The following is an 18,487-nucleotide window of genomic DNA, read 5'->3' as shown; positions in this document are numbered from 1 at the left end:
CGCAATGGGCATCGTTTCATGGAATTGTTAATTCACGCTGAAACGGGTCCGGCATCCTGCACGCGGCGAGAGGTTTTTGCTTTTAAAGTTCATAAAAACTAAAAGGCCCGTTCCGAAAACGGAACGGGCCTTTTAGCTCAAATCTATCTGGCCTTATGGCCGCAGATTATTATTCAGAAGCTTCGCCGGCTTCTTCTTCAGCAACGCCGCCAGCCGGAGCAACGATCGTTGCGATCGTGAAGTCACGGTCAGCGATTACAGGCGTGATGTTCTTCGGCAGCTTCACATTCGAAATGTGAACGCTGTCGCCGATCTTCAGACCGGAGAGATCAACCGTGATGAATTCCGGAATGTCGTTGGCCGGGCAGTGGAATTCCACCGTGTGGCGAACGATGTTCAGAACGCCGCCGATCTTGATGTCCGACTTTTCTTCGTTTTCGAAGTGAACCGGAACTTCAACGTTGACGAGCGTGTTGCCCGAAACGCGCAGGAAGTCGACGTGCATGGTGAAGTCGCGGACCGGATCAAGCTGGTAGTCCTTCGGCAGGACCTTGATCTTCTTGCCGTCGACGTCGATTACCGCAACAGTCGTCATGAAGCCGCCAGCGTGGATACGCTTGGTTACTTCGTTGGTCGACAGAGCGATGGAAATGGGGGCCTGCTTGTCACCATAGATGACAGCGGGAATCAAACCGTTGCGGCGAAGTTCACGAGAGGACCCCTTACCAACTCGTTCGCGCGCCTCGGCCTTGAGCTCATACGATTCTTTGCTCATGGCAATTCCTTTCGAGGTTATATGGAGAGTTCATGCCCGCGGGCGCTGAACTGGAGAGGCTAAAAGCCATCTCGCCCGCGTTGCCTCCAAGGGTGTCTACACGGGTGCGGGCGCTATAATACAAACGGAAGACAAAGACAAGAGCGGCCGTTTTCTACGGATGCTAAGCTGTGATTTTATTAGAGTTGTCTAATTCACTCGTGCATTGCAACTTTTAATATATGCTTATCCATTCATATAAACCGGCTGCAAACTTGGCAAGTGATAAGGCTGCCTGGAATTCCAATTGCGTAGATGACAATGCTTAAAGTTCTCCAGTGCCTTACCGTCGATCATGACTTCCGATACACCACAGCAGCGGTCCTCGTCTGCATGCTGGGAAGCTTCGTCACGATGCGTCTATTCTCGAGGGCGCGTCAGGCGAGGGGTTGGCAAAAGGTCAACTGGCTGTTTCTGGCTGGTGTCAATGGTGGTTCGGCGATATGGACCACCCATTTCGTGGCGATGCTGGGTTATGTTGCTGCCGGGGAAGTGGGTTACGATCCCTATCTGACCGGGCTTTCGCTTCTCATCGCCATTGCCACAACGACAACCGGCTTTGCCATTTCCGCCTATGGCGGACGCACCGCGCTGGTGGAAGCGGGTGGTGCGACAGTCGGTCTCGGTATTGCGGCCATGCATTATACCGGCATGGCTGCCTATCAGATTCAGGGCATGATTTTCTGGAACCAGACCTACGTCATCGCTTCGCTGGTGCTCGGGGCTGTATTCGGCGCGCTCGCGGTCAATCGCATCGCGCGCCCGGTCAACCGGTTTTGCCAATATAGCTCGGTTGCGTTCCTCATCCTGGCCATCGCCTCCATGCATTACACCGGCATGGCTTCGATGTTGTTCGAGTTCGATCCGCGCATCGTCATTTCGGAAAGTCTGCTGCCGCCCGCCATCATGGGTGGAGGCGCCATCGCCGTGACGCTTCTCCTGCTGGCGCTCGGGCTTTCCACCTATGTCATCGACGCCCAGTCCACGCAGCAGGCGGTCGCCCGCTATCGTCATCTTTCGCTGCACGATCCGCTGACGGGCATTCCGAACCGCGCGGCATTTATCGAACATCTCAACCGCCGCACGCGCCATCTCTCCATGGGCGCACACACGGCGCTTTTGTCCATCGATCTAAACCGCTTCAAGGAAATCAACGACGTTCACGGCCATGCGGCGGGCGATGCCGTGCTGCGCGCCATTGCCGACCGCGCAAGTTCCGTTCTGAAAGCCGGGGAGTTTCTGGCGCGTATGGGCGGGGATGAATTCGTGGCGATGACCCATTCCTATTATACCCGCGCCGATGGTGCAGAATTCGCCCAGCGGCTGATCGAGCAGATCAGCAGGCCGGTCGAATGGAACGGGCAGACATTTTCGGTCGGCGCAAGTGTGGGCATATCGGTGCGCAATACCAGCGCCATCGACGCCGACACGCTGATGGCGCAGGCCGATGTCGCCATGTATCGGGCAAAAGGCGGGACTTCTGACACGATCTGCTTTTACGACAAGTCCATGGATGAAGCCGCACGCGAACGCAACGCGCTTGCCGTGGCCATGCGCAGCGGTCTCGCCAACAGCGAGTTCGAGCTTTATTACCAGCAGCAGAACGATACCAAGAGCGGCAGCATCGTCGGTTTCGAGGCGCTGTTGCGCTGGAAACATCCGGAACGCGGTATGATCTCGCCCGTCGAATTCATTCCGATCGCGGAGCAGACCGGCTTTATCGTCGAATTGGGCGAATGGGTTCTGCGCGAAGCCTGCGCGCAGGCTGCCCTTTGGAAAAAATCGCTTTCCATCGCCGTCAATGTCGCCCCGCAGCAGCTTGCGGACAATGATTTCCCCGAGAAAGTCGAGAAGATTCTTCGGGAGACGGCGCTTGCACCTGAGAGGCTTGAGCTTGAAATCACCGAAGGCAGCATCATCGCCGACCACCGCCACGCGCTGATCACGATCCGCAAACTCAAGGCGCTCGGCGTCAAGATCGCCATGGACGATTACGGCACGGGCTATTCCTCCCTGTCGACCCTGCAGAGCTTTCCCTTTGACAAGATCAAGATCGACCGGGCCTTTATCGATGGCCTGTCGACCAATGTGCAGTCGGAGGCGATCGTTCGCTCCACGCTCATTCTGGCGCATAGCCTCAATATTCCGGTGCTTGCGGAAGGTGTCGAGACCAAGGCCCATATTGAGTTCCTGCGCCGCGAAGGCTGCCTGCAGGTGCAGGGCTTCTTCTTCGGCAGGCCCGGTCCTTTGACCTCCATCGCCAATCTCGTCGACGACACGTTCCTCTCGACGGAGGACGAGCCGGAGGTCACCACCACCGGCCAACGCTATTTCAAGGCGGTATGATATCAGGCGCAGCCCGCGGTTGCGCTGACGGATGCGGGTCGCAAAGTTTTTAGTTGAAACGTGAACGCTTCCAGCGCACCATTGCCGAAAAGCTTTGGGAGGAGCGAATGCCGACAGACATCGCCCATGCGGACCGCGTGTATGAAACAGCGCGCCAACGTTCCGCAGCCGCAAGTTCTCCGATCATCGCCTCATGGCGCCGCTGCATGGTCACGCACCGTCTTGCGCCGGAGGAAAACCGCAAGCCAATCTTTCTCACCGACGTCGAATTCCGCCGCGCACGCGAAAGTGCGGCGGGCCTGATTGCCGAAAGCACGGATGAACTCGACCGCATTTTTCACAGTGTCGGCAAATCCGGCTGCTGCCTGCTTTTGACCGACGCCCAAGGCGTCGCGCTGGAGCGCCGGGGTGCTGCCGGCGACGATCGTGATTTCCGGGCGCTCGGTCTCTGGTCCGGCGCCGTCTGGAGCGAAGCGAGCGTCGGAACCAACGGTATTGGAACGGCACTTGCCGACGAACGTTCGGTGGTGGTCTATCGCGACCAGCATTTCTTCACATCGAACACGGAACTCTGCTGCACCACGGCACCGATCCGCGACCATACCGGCCGGGTGACGGGCGCTCTCGATATTTCCACGTGCCGCGACGACATCAACGAAATGACGTTTTCTTTCGTCACGCAGGCGGTGCGGGATGCGGCGCAGCGCATCGAGGGCAATCTCTTCCGCCGGGCCTTTCCCGGTGCGCGCATCGTCGTGGTGCCAACGGGTTTCAGTCCGGCACTTTCGTTGCTTGCCGTCGATCAGGACGATCTCGTGCTTGGGGCGACGCGCGCGGCGCGGCTTGCGCTGAAGCTCGATGACCATCGCATTGCGCAGGGGCTGCCCGCCGCCGATGTCTTGCAGGAACAGCGTCACGATGGCGGTTCCGATCTTGAGGAGGCGGAACGTTCGGCTTTGCGCAGGGTTCTGTCGCGCACCAATGGTAATGTCACGCAGGCCGCGTCCCTGCTCGGCATCAGCCGTGCCACGCTTCATCGCAAGATGAAGAAATTCGACGTACATTGAGGCTATCCGAAACGATACCCGGTCAATTCAGCGGGATCGGAGCGGGTTTGTCGCAGATGTGAGACAATGTGCGCTGCGGAACGACGCGGCGCCACTACCCGCCACGATCATCTAGGCCCACCTTCCTGTCATGCGGTCCGTCGCGGATCGTTTTCATCAGGGAGGATGAAATCATGAATATTCAGGTTCAGCACAAAGCTGGCGAAGCGCCCTTCAAGCTGAAATACGGAAATTTCATCGGCGGCAAATGGGTGGAGCCGAAATCCGGTCGCTATATGGACAATCTGTCGCCGGTAACGGGTCACAAGATTTGTGAGGTTCCGCGCTCCGATGCGGCCGATATCGAACTCGCACTGGATGCCGCCCACAAGGCGCGGGAGAAGTGGGGCAAGACGAGCGTTACCGAACGTTCCAACATCCTGCTCAAGATCGCCCAGCGCATCGAGGACAATCTAGATCTCATCGCACGGGCCGAAACCTGGGATAACGGCAAGCCGCTACGCGAGACCACCAATGCGGATATTCCGCTGACGATCGACCATTTCCGCTATTTCGCGGGCTGCATCCGCGCGCAGGAAGGCACGATCGGTGAAATCGACAATGACACGGTCGCTTATCATTTCCATGAGCCTCTCGGTGTCGTCGGCCAGATTATTCCGTGGAACTTCCCGATCCTGATGGCCGCATGGAAACTTGCACCGGCACTCGCCGCCGGCAACTGCGTGGTACTGAAGCCGGCGGAACAGACGCCTGCTTCTATTCTGGTGGTGATGGAGCTTATCGAAGACCTGCTGCCGCCGGGCGTGCTCAACATCGTCAACGGTACTGGTGTTGAAGCGGGCAAGCCGCTGGCGCAGAGCAAGCGCATCGCCAAGATCGCCTTCACCGGCTCCACCCCGGTCGGCAAGGAAATCATGCGTTATGCGGCCGACAATGTCACCAACATCACGCTGGAACTGGGCGGCAAGTCGCCGAACATCTTCTTTGCCGATGTGATGAATGAAGACGACGCGTTCCTTGATAAGGCGCTTGAAGGTTTCGCCTTCTTCGCGCTCAACCAGGGCGAAGTCTGCACGTGCCCGTCGCGTGCGCTGGTGCATGAATCGATCTACGACCGCTTTATGGAAAAGGCAATCAAGCGCGTTCAGGCTATCAGCCAGGACGACCCGCTCAATCCGTCGACCATGCTGGGTGCGCAGGCCTCGCAGGAACAGTTCGACAAGATCATGCGTTATCTGGATATCGGCAAGAAGGAAGGCGCCAAGGTTCTGACTGGCGGTGACCGCAAGACGCTCACGGGCGATCTTAAGGACGGCTACTACATTCAGCCGACGGTCTTCGAAGGCAACAACAAGATGCGGGTTTTCCAGGAGGAAATCTTCGGTCCTGTCGTTTCCGTCACCACCTTCAAGACGGTGGAAGAAGCGCTCGAAATCGCCAATGACACGGTTTACGGTCTTGGCGCTGGCGTCTGGAGCCGTGATACCAATATCGCCTATCGCGCTGGCCGCGGCATCGAAGCGGGCCGTGTGTGGACCAATTGCTACCACGTCTATCCGGCCGGTGCCGCCTTTGGCGGTTACAAGCAGTCCGGCATCGGTCGCGAGACCCACAAGATGATGCTCGATCACTACCAGCAGACCAAGAACCTGCTCGTATCCTACAGCCCGAACAAGGTTGGCTTCTTCTGAGTTCCTCCCCGGAAGCCGGCGACGGATCGTCTTGATTTCCGGCCGCCGGCGAGTTCCCAGGGGCTTCGGTCCCTGGGAACCCGGATGAAGTTCAGCAAAATAAAAGGCCGGAGGTGTTGCCTCCGGCCTTTTTTTACTGCGGACTATGCCGCGTAACGCTGGTCGCGGTTTCGGGTGGCGCCTACGGAGAACTGGCCCACCTGTTCGGTCAGGCCATCAGCTTCGCTTGCGAGCGAGAAGGCCGCAGCCGTCGTTTCTTCCACCATCGCCGCGTTCTGCTGCGTTACATGATCGAGTTCGTTGACGGAGGCGTTGATTTCGCCGAGGCGACCGGATTGTTCGCGCGATGCTGTGGCGATTTCACCGATCTGATCGTTGACCGACTGGATGCGTTTCTGGATCTGCTCGAGGCTTTCTCCGGTTTTCAGCACCAGTGCCACGCCGCTTTCCACATCGCCCGCAGAGGTGGCGATGAGCGTCGTGATATCCCGTGCGGCAGCCGCCGATTTCTGCGCGAGTTCCCGTACTTCCTGTGCCACGACCGCAAAACCCTTTCCGGCCTCACCGGCGCGGGCGGCCTCAACCCCGGCGTTCAGCGCCAGAAGATTGGTCTGGAAGGCGATCTGGTCGATGACGTCGATGATCTGGCGGATCTTGGACGACGACGTCTCGATACGCTCCATGGCGACGATTGCTTCTTTGACGACAGCGGTGGATTTATGGGCGTCCTGCATGGTTTCCGCCGTCGTTCCGACTGCGACGTCGCAGCGGGAGAGGGAAACGTTGACGGCCTGCGTCATGTCTCCAAGTGCGGCGGCTGCTTCTTCAAGGGCGGCCGCCTGGCGTTCCGTGCGCCGCGACAGATCTTCCGATGCGCTTTTCAGCTCCCCGGAGCCGGAGCGGATGGCATTGGCGCTTTCGCCGATGCTGGAGATCGTCGCATCCAGCCCCGCTATGGAGTTGTTGAAATCGACGCGCAGATGGTCGAGCGACGGCACGAAGGGTTTTTCAATGCGAAGATCGAGCCTGCCCGCAGCAAGATTGGCAAGGCCGGTTGCAAGCGCATCGACGGCTTCTTCCAACTCCTTTGCACTTCTTGCCTTTTCCATCTCACGCTGGGCACGTTCCTCGTCCAGTTCCTCGCTCTTGCGATGGGACTCGGTTTCCATGCGCTGCTTGTCCAGAATGCCCTGGCGGAAGGATTCCAGTGCGCGCGCCATGGTGCCGATTTCGTCGCCACGGGAAACGGCCTTGATCTCAATATTATTGTCGCCACCGTTCAGACGTTCCATCAACCCGGCAAGGCCGGTCAGCGGCTTGGTCAGGCTGGCGGAAACGAAAATGCCGATGAGTGTCATGACGGCAAGCACCGCAAGTGTCGCAAGCGTTGCCCAGAAGGCGAGATCATTGGCCGCCGCCAGCACCTTGCTCTCCTGCTGGCCGATGGCCAGAAGATGCTTCTGTCCGAAAACGGAGACCGGACGATAGGCGTAGAAGATGCTGCCCGCTGGGGTCTTCGCCATAACCGTTCCTGCTTCGCTGGCACCTGTAAGTGCCGCGAGACTTTCGGAAACGGCGACACCAGCCCCACCGGAGAGCACGCCCGCGCGAAATTTGCCGTCAGCGCTCAGAAGAACGGCGTCGTCGATGGACTTGCCGGTTTCCTCAGGTGTTACCACCGCACCGATACGGTCTGCGGAAATGCGCATGATGACGGCGCCCTTGCGCTGCAACTGGCCCCAGTTCGAGACCGCGAGCGGCATGCCGATCAGGGCCGAGTCATTGGTGCTGCCATCGCTGAACCCGGTTGTGCTGATGACACCGTCCTTGCCGGCCTCGATGCGGTCGAACAATTCCTTGATCGCGCTGTTTTGCGGTTCCGTCACATTGGTCAGGAAGTTCTTGCCCTTGGTCACGGAATAGATAATGAGGCCTGCCTTGTCGATGACGTAGATGTCGCTGACCCGGGTGTTGCGCCAGACGCTGGCAATGGCCGCGTTGATCGTGGCATGGCGAATGGCATAGAGCAGCCGCAAACCTTCACCGTTGAAGGAGGCGCGCTCCTCCTCGGATACGCCCTCGCGGCGGAATGCCTGAATGATCGCATCCTTTTCCGTCGGTACGACCGTGGTCATGGTTTCCAGCGCCTGAGCGATCGCAGCGTTCTGCGACAGCTCGGAAATGCTTTGTTCGACGCGCAGCGTATAGGCATCAAGCTGCTTGGACTGGTTTCCCGCAACCGTCTCGAGCCTGATCTTGCTGGCGTCGATCAGCCCGGACTTGCCCGTTTCGTATGACAGCAGCCCAACGGCCAGGCACGAAACCAGCGTCGCGCCCGTGACGAGCGCTGCGAATTTGGCCTTGATTGACAATGATTTAGCTTTGACAGCAGTCGGATTTGCACCCGGCATCCTGTTTCCTCCCCCCAAAAGAACGTTGCGGTACCGTCGCAACAATTGTTTACGGTCGCGTTAAGCTTGGCGGGGAATTGTATGATTATTTCCCGCATACCGTGAAAAAATCCAAGGCCCTGGCCGCCCATTCTCCGTAATAAAACTGCAATGGAACGGGCGCATACCGTGCGAAGTTCAACGGCTGTTCATATTCATGCAAGCTTTTCGCGCTCCTGCTCTTGCCACTATCGACGATGTTTGCGGAACACCCGCGGATGGATATGACGGAGCCCCTTTGAGATCGATCCCGGATTTCGCGGTTATCGTACCCATGCACAATGAGGAAGCGAGCGTTGAAACGCTTGTCGCTGAGATCGTTGCTGCCTGCCAGCCGGTCGGTCCGTTCGAGATCATCGTGGTGGACGACGCATCTTCCGATCGCACGGCGGATGTGGCGCTTTCGCTTGCCGGGCGTTATCCGATGCTGCGGCTGGTGCGGCATGACCGGCAGGGCGGGCAATCGGCTGCGATCCACAGCGGTGTGCAGGCAGCGCGCGCGCCGGTTGTCTGTATGCTTGACGGAGACGGCCAGAACCCGCCGGACAATCTGCCGGCGCTTCTTGCGCCGCTTCTTGCCACGAACGCGCCGAGCCGGCTTGCGCTTGTGGCCGGGCAGCGCGTCGGCCGGCGCGATACGCTTGCAAAACGTCTTTCCTCCCGCTTCGCCAATGGCTTGCGGGCGCGGATATTGAAGGACGGCACGCGGGATACCGGCTGCGGCCTCAAGGCTTTCCGTCGCGACGCCTATCTCGCCTTGCCCTATTTCGATCACCACCACCGCTATTTTCCGGCGCTCTTCAATCGCGACGGCTGGCAGGTTGCCCATGTCGACGTCACGCACCGGGCGCGCCTGCATGGCAACTCCCATTACACCAATATCGGCCGCGCGCTTGTCGGCATCCATGACCTGATCGGCGTTGCCTGGCTGTTGCGCCGGCGCAAGCGGGCAAGCTGGGCCGAAACCTTCAAAACGGAGACATCGCCGTGAACGCACCGGCTTTATGGTCCATGCTGCATGTGAACAGCTGGAAGGAATTTCTCTGGGTCTGCACAGGCTTCATGGGCCAGATGCTGTTCACCATGCGTTTTCTGGTTCAATGGATTTCGTCGGAACGGGCGAACCGCTCGGTCATTCCAGTAGCCTTCTGGTATTTCTCCATCTTCGGCGGCCTTGTGCTGCTATTATACGCGATCTGGCGTCGCGATCCGGTTTTCATTCTGGGGCAGGCCTCCGGCCTGTTCATTTATGCCCGAAATCTCTGGTTGATCCATGCAGAACGCCGCCAGCATGCATGAGGCCGCAGCTCTGCCTTACGCGCAGGCGAATGAGCAGCGCCAATGGATGACGTTTGCGCTTGCGGCAATCGTGCTCGTCACCGTGCTGCGCATCCTCGGGCTTGCTTTCAACCGCACCGATCTTTTCGTTGATGAGGCGCAATATTGGCTGTGGGGCCGGGAGATGGCGTTCGGCGCCTATTCCAAGCCACCGCTGATCGGCTGGATCATTCGCGCCGCCACCACTCTGAGCGGCGGCGAGAGCACCTTCGACGTGCGGCTGGCCGCGCCGGTCATCCATGGCATAGCGGCCGCGGCTATCCTTGCGCTCGGGCGCATGATTTACGACACGAAGCTCGCTTCGCTCGCTGCCGTCATCTATCTGACGCTGCCCGCCGTGACGCTCGGCAGCCTGTTGATCTCGACCGATACGCCGATGATGCTGTTCATCGTGCTGTCGATGATCTGCATGCGCAAGCTTGCGGAAGCACGCGCCGCCGGTATGTCCGCGACGCTCTGGAGCATTGCGCTCGGTCTCAGCTTCGGCCTCGGGCTGATGTCTAAATATGCGATGATCTATTTTCTGCCGTGCTTCATCGCTGCCGGCTGGCTGTGCGTGGGCTGGCGCATCCGTTGGCGTGACGCCGGTATTGCTGTAGTTGTCTGCGCCGCCGTGATCGCTCCCAATCTTTGGTGGAATGCCGCGCATGATTTCATGACCGCGCGCCACACGGCGGACAATGCCAACTGGCATGGCGTTAAGCTGAAAATCGGTCCGGCGCTTGAGTTCTTCTTCTCGCAGGCGGGTGTTGTCGGGCCGTTCGTCTTCATCGGCATGATCGTCGCGACGTTCAGGGCGAAAACCGCTGAAACCCGGGCGCTTGTCGCCCTTTCGGTACCGATCGTGCTTCTGATCACCGCGCAAGGGCTGATGTCACGGGCGCTCGCCAACTGGGCGGTGGGGGCCTATGCCGCGGGCGTGCTTCTGGCAGTGCCTGTTCTGGCATCCCGGCGTTGGCTCACCGTTTCCAGCCTTGTCCTCGGTGGCATCGTTGCCATCGCACTGCCGCTGATGACGATCGCCGGAACTGAATTGCGCTTGCCAAATGGCGACCTGGCGATGAAGCGTTATCTCGGCAGCTCGGAGCTTGTGTCGACCGGCCTGTCCCGGGCGCGCGAGGCGGGGGCAGATGCAATCGTCGCTGCAGATCGCTCCATTCTGGCCGAGCTTTTTTATCAGCTGCGGGACGAAAAGCAGGTATTGCGGCGTGCGCTGCCTGAAACCGGCGTTCCTTCCAGCCACTATGCGCTTCTTTATCCGCTGAAAGCCGGAGAGGCGACAAATCCCGTCTATCTTTCAAGGTCAGACGGCTTGCCGGGCTGTCTCAATGGCGAGGCACCGCTATCGACCTGGGTTGCCGGGCCGGGCTCGTTCGAGGGCAAGGAAATCGGTCTCTGGCGTCTGCCGCCACGATGCATCCCGGGGGCTGCCGATGGACAATGATCTTTCGCATATGCGGATCACGATCTGGGTTACATTCGCCACATTGGCGCTCGTCATCCTGTTCGCGACCTTCCCATCCATCGACCTCGAGTTTTCTTCCCTGTTCTTCTCGACCGAAGCGCGCCTGTGGGCTGGAAGCCTGCCGGTTCCGGAATGGTTTCGCGATACGTTGCGGGAGTTAACGGAACTGGCCACGCTTCTGGCCTTCATCGTTCTGGTCGGCAACATCAGGCTGGGCGCGCTGCAGCGCACGGGCTGGCGCGTCTGGGCCTTTCTCTGCGGGCCTGTGGTGCTCTGCGCCGGGCTTCTGGTAAACGGGGTGCTGAAGGCCAATATCGGCCGCGCCCGCCCGTTCAGCGTCAGCGATTTCGGTGGACATCAGCTTTTTACGCCGCCTTTCCAGTTCAGCACGCAATGTTATTCAAACTGTTCGTTTTCCTCCGGGGAAACGGCGCTCATAGCGAGCTTTTTCCTGCCGCTCTGCGCGCTTGTCTGGAACCGCCTGCAATGGCGCGGGCGTCTTTTCATGGGCAGCACTGCCGCCGGAGCCATCATCCTCATGTCCGGTCTGCGTATTGCAGCTGGCGGGCATTTTCTTAGCGATGTGGTGATGTCCGTGCTGTTTTCCGCACTGACGACGCTGTTTCTTTACCGGGCGCTGGCAATTGCCCGTCATCGTCATCTGTTTACCGGCGACGCCGTTACGGCCGATGCCATCAGCCTTTGGCGCAATGGCAGCCATGCCGTTCGCACCCGCGCTCGACGCTGGTGGCCGAAAATCAAGGCCGCCGCCACACGCCTCCAACGACCGCCGGATGCGGGCACGGCGTCTTCCTGAGTGGTGCAGATGGAGTGCTGCGATCTCTGCGGATGCTGAGATAGCTGGCAAAGTTGATAAGCCCTCTTCTCGTCATGCCAATCTTTAACCGGCATCCAGCCACGGCGCGGATGCGCCGTAAGAAAGCGTCTTACGCGATCAAAGACTTGATCGCACTGGACCCCGGAATAAATCCGGGGTGACGGTATGCGGATGCAGTGATTTTGCAGATGTGCGAGAGAAACGATTGCTTCAGTCGAACAGGCCGGAAACCGACTGTTCCTGCGCGGTGCGGTTGATCGCTTCGCCCAGAAGGCCCGCAGTGCTGATCACGCGGATATTGTGCGCGGACTGGACGCTGGTGGTCGGCTGGATGCTGTCGGTGATGACGAGTTCGCGCAGCTTCGATGAAGCCACGCGGGCAACGGCGCCGCCGGAAAGCACGCCGTGCGTGATATAGGCGGTGACGCTGGTTGCGCCCTTTTTCAACAGCGCTTCGGCAGCATTGCAGAGCGTGCCGCCGGAATCGATGATATCGTCGATCAGGATGCAGTCCTTGCCGGATACGTCGCCGATGACGTTCATGACTTCGGATTCACCCGGACGGTCACGGCGTTTGTCGACGATGGCCAGCAGACAGTCCAGACGCTTCGACAGGGCACGGGCGCGCACCACACCGCCAACGTCAGGCGAAACGACCATGACGTTGTTGGTGTCGTAGTGGTCCTTGATATCGCGGGCCAGAATGGGCGCTGCGAAGAGGTTGTCGGTCGGAATATCGAAAAAGCCCTGGATCTGGCCGGCGTGAAGATCGAGCGTCAGAACGCGGTCGGCGCCGGCTTCGGTGATCAGGTTGGCGACGAGCTTGGCGGAAATCGGTGTGCGGGGGCCGGCTTTGCGATCCTGGCGGGCGTAACCGAAATAGGGAAGTACTGCCGTGATGCGTTTTGCCGAGGAGCGGCGCATGGCATCGATCATGATGAGCAGTTCCATCAGATGATCGTTTGCCGGAAACGAAGTGGACTGGACGAGAAAAACGTCCTCCCCGCGCACGTTTTCACTGATTTCTACGAAAATTTCCTGGTCAGCAAACCGCTTTACGGTGGCATTTCCCAAGGGAACGTTGAGATACTTGCAGATCGCTTCGGCAAGGTGCCGGTTCGAATTGCCTGCGAAAACCTTCATTGCGCCCGCCTGTTTCCATGCAATCGCCTTGCGCCACGGGAAAGTGTCTGCCGTAACCAAGCGTCGTTCAAGGGGAGGAACATCCGGCTGAAAAGCCTTTGCCGGATACGCCTTGTTGCCATGCGCGCCTTAATAGCGTTGTTGCTTCCGATTGCAAGAGGACTCCGTGCTTTCGCAATGATTTTCATGAAATCTCTGTGACTTCTCCCGCCGTTTCATCTCATCCCCTTTGAGACTGCTTCCATGACGAATACTCGTTGAGCGTTTTTGCGGCGATATCCTGCATGACCCTGTCGGTCGCGGCGGCCCAGGGATCGCTGCCCTTGGCTGCCACCGTTTCCTGCCCCTGCAGGCGATGGAGCCTGACACCATTGGCATCCAGAACGTCCCAGACGTAGATGATGTTGACCTTGCTGCCATCGGCGAAGGCGGAGAAATATCCCTTGAGGATGTTCTCTGCCGAATTGTCGTTAGAGGCGCGGATTGTCAGCCCCTTTGCCCGCGCCTCGGCGCCCAGTTGCCGCGAAAGCGGCGTGACGGCCTGAACGGGCGCGCCGATGATCGGCAGGAAGCGGATGGTATTGCCGGAAGCGGCGGGGGCAAGTGCAGCCGTCTGCTGTGGAGGCGGCGGCTGGGTGCCGGAGGGTGAGTGGCCTGCAGATTGTCCGGTAGACTGGGTCTGACCAAGAGGTTCGCCGTACTCATTGCCGTTGGAAAGCGCCTGCGCCTGGGCCTGCAGGGAGTTCTGCGGTGCGTAAGCGGGCACGGAAGAGGCGGTTGCCGGTGCGCCTGCGGGCGCGCGGTCGGCAGCGGCAGCCATCTGGTCGAGATCGCCCTGCGTCACCGGTGTCGATTGCGAGCTATTGTGGCCGACATTCACCTGCGGCGTCAGCGCCTCCGTGGTGTTGCAGGCCGACAGGGTCAACGCCAGCGCCGGAATGACGAGGACCGAAACGACAAACGTCTGGAAAGGGCGGGTAAACCCCGTCCGGCTCATGCGACGTTTCCTCTCATGTTCCGCTCCTTCTTGCCCAAGGTGGCGGCAATGTAGGGCCGGTTTTCCCGCTCTGTCAAACCCGGTGCAGATTTAAGCTGTGAGAAGATCGAGGCTATGGCGCGAGAGCGGTTCCGGCGCGCCTTGCGTGGTAAGGTAGGTCTGGCCGAGGGTCATGGCGGTGCCGGAATCAGAATCCATCACGATCATGTGCACGAACAGGGTCATGTCGCTGGCGATTTCCTGAGAGTTGCCGGCATGGAACATCTGATGCTCCATCCATGACGGCGAGAAACGCGCGCCCAGCGAATAACCGCAGGAGTTCAGGCGATGGCGGGTCAGTCCACGCTCGTCCATGACGCGGGCGTGCACGTCGAAGACATCGCCGAAGGTCTTGCCGGGCCGCAGCACCTCTTCGATGTCGGTGAGGTTTTGCAGGCAGGCGCTGTAAAGCTCCTTCTGGCGGAAGTCCTGTTCGCCGATCACCACCGTGCGCATCATGGCGGCGTGGTAGTGGGCGCTGACACCCGCCCATTCCAGCGTCAGCTGATCCTTGTCATCGAGCCTGCGCCGCCCGGCCTTGTAACGGCACAGCAGCGCGTCCGCGCCGGAGCCGATGATGAATTCATTGGCGGGATAGTCACCGCCGCCGGACAGAACCGCTCCCTGCATTGCCGAGAGGATCGCGGCTTCGTCCGCACCGGGCTTGATGAGCTCCAGTGCAGCGTCCAGAGCCTCGTCCGCAAGTCTGCCTGCCTTCCTCGCATAGGCGATCTCGGCTGGGCTCTTGATGAGCCGCAAGCTGCTGACCAGATAGGAGGCGTCGATCATCTGGCAGAAGCTGGCAAGCTGGTTGTCCAGCAGGCGGGCGACGCGCCCGGTCATGCCGTGGGTGTCGTATTCCACGCCGATCTTGGCGCCAAGGAGATCGAGATCGCTGAGGAGGTTCTTAAGATCGAGCGTCGGGTCGGCATTGGGCCGGTCGACCCAGACGAGAATATTCTCGATCGTCGAAGTATTTCGGGCCTGCCGCATATCTGCCGAACGGGTCAGAAGCATCATGGAGCCGTCCGACTTGACCACCAGCGTCTGGAAGAAGCAGTAGCCGAAGGTGTCATAGCCGGTAAGCCAGTACATGCTTTCCTGGGCGAAAAGCAGAATGGCGTCCAGCTTCTCTTCCGCCATCTTCGCAATCAGCCGTTCGCGGCGGGCATCGAATTCCGAGAGCTCGAAGTGCAGGGCCATTTAGTCCTCCAGAATTGCGATTGCGGAAATCTGCCGCCCGTAGTCGGGCTCGGCACGGTGGGTCGTGCGGCGGTAGGAATAGAAGCGTTCTTCATCAGGATAGGTGCATAGGCCGAGGTTTTCCGCTCTCACGCCCGCATTGACCAGCCGGTCCACCGTAAATTGCTTGAGGTCGAATAGCGCATGGCCGCCTTTGTCCGAAGCGGTGAAATAGGCCGCATAGGCAGGATCGAAATCGGTGAAGCGCGCCATATATTCAGGCCCGACCTCATAATTGGCCTGGCTGATGGAGGGGCCGAGAGAGGCGGAGATGCGCTCGCGGCTGGCGCCCAGCTTCCTCATGGTCTCGATCGTGTTTTCGAGCACGCCGAACAATGCACCCTTCCAGCCGGCATGGGCGGCACCCACAACGCCCGCTTCAGCATCAGCAAAGAGGATCGGGCCGCAATCGGCGCTCAGAACGCCGAGCACGAAACCCGGTGTCGCCGTTACCATCGCATCGGCCTGCGGGCGGCTGCCGTCATAGCTTTCATCGACCACAAGGACATCAGGAGAATGGACCTGATGCACGGTGGCGAGACGTTCCGGAGACAAGCCGAACCATTGCGTGACGCGCCGGCGGTTTTCCTGCACCAGTTCCGGCTCGTCATTCGAACCGAGGCCGACATTGAGGCCCTGATAAAGCCCCTCGGAGACACCGCCTTGCCGGGTGAAGAAACCGTGACGGACACGGTTTTCACTCAAGGCGGCAAGCAGGGGGCTCTGGATGGGGAGCGGCAGCGTTTCGTTCTGCATGGTGCGGGAGTTCCTTGGAGAATGTCGCTGTTGGCCAGTGGGATGCGTTAAGCGAGATGTTTCCTGTTGCCACGGCGTTGCGCGGCGTTTGTCTGGTGCAGTGTGTCTGCGTTCGCTTGCTTCGTTCTGGGCCGATGTTGGCCCAGAGGTGATTGCACTGTCAATCCACCGCGCGAAACGGCATGAGATGGAGCGCGGGACTTGAAACGGCGATGACCTTGAAAAGTTCCCCCATCCTGCCAGCCCCTTCGCCAGCGAGACGGTTGACCGCTTCGGCGATTTCAAGCGTCTGGTCGGGTGTAGCTTTTGCGGCAAGGGCGGTTGCCCGTTCCTTCAGGCCAAGACCATAAAGAAAGTCGCCCTGCCTGATGCCGCCGTTGACATGAACGCCGTTTGCCTCAGCCGTCCTGATAAGGCTTTCGAAATCGACATGGCTGGTCAGATCGGCTTGCCCGGGATGAGAAAGCGGCGGGTCGAAGGCATGGTTGCGCATGGCCTGCAATGTGTCGCCATACCCGGCGACCAGATGGCCGTAGTCGATCGCGAGTGCGGTGCCGCCATATGCGGACAGGCGCTGGCAGATTGCGGTCATTACGGCTTCGCGGGCGGGTGCGATCTCGAATATGCTGCCAATCGGCTGCCGTTCCGGGCCGGGCGGCAGCAGCGCCGGGTCGATGCCGGCAAGCCCAGTCGAGAAGACCAGTTCACCATCGGTACCAAGACTGACCACCCGTTCGCGGAAACCCTGCGGCGTTTTCACGAATTGGCGGATTGGGATGGCGTCGAAAAGCTCGTTGGCGACGAGGAGCAGGAAACCTTCCGGCACCGCATCGAAACTGTCATGCCATGTCAGCCGTTCGGCATGCGCAGCGAGCGTCTCTTTCTGGATGGCGCAAAGGCGAGGGCTGGTCTCCACCAGATGCACCCGCATCGTCTCGTAAAGCGGTGGGGCGATGCGGCGGATGACGCGCAGCATGTCAGACATCATGGTGCCGCGGCCGGGGCCGATTTCCACCAGACGAATATCTGCGGGTGCGCCATGGCGCTGCCAGGCGTGAACCACGAAAACGCCGAGCATTTCGCCGAAAAGCTGACTGACTTCCGGAGCGGTGATGAAATCACCCGATCGGCCGAAAGGCTCGCGGCTCCGGTAATAACCGTGTTCAGGATCGGCCAGGCAAAGCGAGAAGAAATCGGTGACGCTGAGCGGGCCGTTCAGGCGGATGAGGGATTTGATGCGTTGCGCAAGCGGTGTCGTCATGGCAGGCCATTCCGCTTAAGCGCGTATTTTCGCGCGTCGCGCACGCAAGACGGCCCAGAGGCCAAGAAGGAACATCGGCGTGGAGAGTACCATGCCCATGGTCAGCCAGTTGCCCGCGAGATAACCGATCTGGGCGTCCGGCTCGCGGAAGAATTCCACGAAGATGCGCGACAGCGCATAACCGCAAACGAAGATGCCGGTTACGATGCCAGGTGTCTTGAGCGCCCTGAAAACGTAGATGGTGACCGCCAGAATGACGAGGAGAACGAGGCCTTCAAGTCCCGCTTCGTAAAGCTGGCTGGGGTGGCGCGCAAACGGCCCGCCGGTCGGGAACACGACGGCCCAGGGAACGTCGGCGATACGTCCCCACAATTCGCCATTGATGAAATTGGCGATGCGTCCGAACAGCAGGCCGACAGGTGCGACGGCTGCGATGATATCGAACATGCTCCAGACAGGGATGCCGTTCTTGCGGGCGAAGAGGATCATGGCGATGGTCGTGCCGATCAGGCCGCCATGGAACGACATGCCGCCGTTCCATATCTCAAGTGCTCTTATAGGGTTTGCGGCGACGGCGCCAAGATCGTAAAACAGGATGTAGCCGATGCGCCCGCCAAGCACGATGCCGCCGGCTGCCCACAGGATGAAGTCGTCAAGATGCTGCGCCGAGATTGGCGATGTATCGTTTGGCCACAGGCGAGGCGTAAGCGCAAGGCGGCGGGCATAAAACCAGCCGAGCATGATGCCGGCGACATAGGCAATGCCGTACCAATGGATCGCCAGAGGCCCGAGAGACAGGGCAACCGGATCGATATTCGGAAATGGCATGATGGCAAGTTGGGTGGGAGCGGCTAACAATCCGTATATTCCGTCATCGTTGCTGGGCGGACAACAGAATGACCCATTGCCTCAAGGAGCCGGGCGATGATGCTCTCCGGTCTCTTTACGCGAGGAAAATGGCGATTGCCGCAGCGCCGGTCAAGATTATTCTTCAAGGGACGCTTTGCGATGCCGAAGGCCATTGCAAGCCATGCCGATTT

Annotated in this window: 15 protein-coding genes; 7 read left to right on the top strand and 8 right to left on the bottom strand. The window is 59.7% G+C overall.

What is annotated here, in order from left to right; all coding sequences use genetic code 11:
• Positions 1–169: 169 nt before the first annotated feature.
• Positions 170–775, bottom strand: coding sequence for a 50S ribosomal protein L25/general stress protein Ctc (locus CRO62_RS14250; protein WP_097100653.1), 606 nt, complete (start codon positions 773–775; stop codon positions 170–172).
• Positions 776–1,075: 300 nt separating this feature from the next.
• On the opposite strand from CRO62_RS14250, the gene CRO62_RS14245 reads away from it, so the two are divergent.
• The 3 genes from CRO62_RS14245 (at position 1,076) to adh (ending at position 5,918) form a co-directional block, all read left to right on the top strand.
• Entirely contained in the window at positions 1,076–3,160 is a 2,085-nt protein-coding gene (locus tag CRO62_RS14245) for a putative bifunctional diguanylate cyclase/phosphodiesterase (protein ID WP_097103010.1), read from the top strand.
• A gap of 107 nt (positions 3,161–3,267) precedes the next feature.
• A complete protein-coding gene (locus tag CRO62_RS14240; RefSeq protein ID WP_013636592.1) occupies positions 3,268–4,227 on the top strand; it encodes a helix-turn-helix domain-containing protein in 960 nt (319 codons plus the stop codon).
• Positions 4,228–4,400: 173 nt separating this feature from the next.
• Positions 4,401–5,918, top strand: coding sequence for an aldehyde dehydrogenase (gene adh / locus CRO62_RS14235; protein WP_097100652.1), 1,518 nt, complete (start codon positions 4,401–4,403; stop codon positions 5,916–5,918).
• Positions 5,919–6,061: 143 nt separating this feature from the next.
• On the opposite strand, the gene CRO62_RS14230 is transcribed toward adh, so the two are convergent.
• Positions 6,062–8,329: a methyl-accepting chemotaxis protein gene (locus CRO62_RS14230; protein ID WP_097100651.1), complete on the bottom strand. Its 2,268-nt coding sequence runs from the start codon at positions 8,327–8,329 to the stop codon at positions 6,062–6,064.
• Positions 8,330–8,519: 190 nt separating this feature from the next.
• On the opposite strand from CRO62_RS14230, the gene CRO62_RS14225 reads away from it, so the two are divergent.
• From CRO62_RS14225 to CRO62_RS14210, 4 genes are read left to right on the top strand one after another with little or no spacing between them, the layout of a single operon-like run.
• Complete coding sequence (locus tag CRO62_RS14225) at positions 8,520–9,359, top strand: glycosyltransferase family 2 protein (protein ID WP_038491769.1); 840 nt, start codon at positions 8,520–8,522, stop codon at positions 9,357–9,359.
• A 20-nt stretch (positions 9,360–9,379) separates the two neighbouring features.
• Complete coding sequence (locus CRO62_RS14220; protein ID WP_029658792.1) at positions 9,380–9,667, top strand: lipid-A-disaccharide synthase N-terminal domain-containing protein; 288 nt, start codon at positions 9,380–9,382, stop codon at positions 9,665–9,667.
• Entirely contained in the window at positions 9,642–11,150 is a 1,509-nt protein-coding gene (locus CRO62_RS14215) for an ArnT family glycosyltransferase (protein ID WP_179784527.1), read from the top strand. Before CRO62_RS14220 ends, CRO62_RS14215 begins: the two co-directional genes overlap by 26 nt.
• Positions 11,140–11,988, top strand: a complete 849-nt coding sequence (locus CRO62_RS14210) for a phosphatase PAP2 family protein (protein WP_097100649.1) — start codon at positions 11,140–11,142, stop codon at positions 11,986–11,988. Before CRO62_RS14215 ends, CRO62_RS14210 begins: the two co-directional genes overlap by 11 nt.
• 231 nt (positions 11,989–12,219) lie before the next feature.
• Here the strand turns inward: CRO62_RS14210 and CRO62_RS14205 are convergent, their stop codons facing one another.
• The 6 genes from CRO62_RS14205 to lgt form a co-directional block, all read right to left on the bottom strand.
• The gene (locus CRO62_RS14205; protein WP_003513466.1) at positions 12,220–13,152 is read right to left on the bottom strand and encodes a ribose-phosphate pyrophosphokinase; all 933 of its coding nucleotides are present in this window, start codon (positions 13,150–13,152) and stop codon (positions 12,220–12,222) included.
• Between the two features lie 220 nt (positions 13,153–13,372).
• Positions 13,373–14,149 carry a hypothetical protein gene (locus tag CRO62_RS14200; protein WP_097100648.1) on the bottom strand — a complete coding sequence of 259 codons (777 nt, stop codon included), beginning with the start codon at positions 14,147–14,149 and terminating at the stop codon, positions 13,373–13,375.
• A 90-nt stretch (positions 14,150–14,239) separates the two neighbouring features.
• Positions 14,240–15,391 carry a M24 family metallopeptidase gene (locus tag CRO62_RS14195; protein WP_097100647.1) on the bottom strand — a complete coding sequence of 384 codons (1,152 nt, stop codon included), beginning with the start codon at positions 15,389–15,391 and terminating at the stop codon, positions 14,240–14,242.
• Positions 15,392–16,186: a peptidoglycan editing factor PgeF gene (gene pgeF / locus CRO62_RS14190; protein WP_003513461.1), complete on the bottom strand. Its 795-nt coding sequence runs from the start codon at positions 16,184–16,186 to the stop codon at positions 15,392–15,394.
• A gap of 160 nt (positions 16,187–16,346) precedes the next feature.
• Positions 16,347–17,447, bottom strand: coding sequence for a class I SAM-dependent methyltransferase (locus CRO62_RS14185; RefSeq protein WP_097100646.1), 1,101 nt, complete (start codon positions 17,445–17,447; stop codon positions 16,347–16,349).
• A gap of 15 nt (positions 17,448–17,462) precedes the next feature.
• Entirely contained in the window at positions 17,463–18,275 is an 813-nt protein-coding gene (gene lgt, locus CRO62_RS14180; RefSeq protein ID WP_029658791.1) for a prolipoprotein diacylglyceryl transferase, read from the bottom strand.
• Between the last annotated feature and the right edge of the window lie 212 nt (positions 18,276–18,487).

This window comes from Rhizobium sp. AN6A (assembly GCF_900215635.1).
Taxonomy (GTDB): Bacteria; Pseudomonadota; Alphaproteobacteria; order Rhizobiales; family Rhizobiaceae; genus Agrobacterium; species Agrobacterium tumefaciens.
Note: the sequence above shows the minus strand (reverse complement) of the source record. Positions and strands in the feature narration are given on the sequence as shown.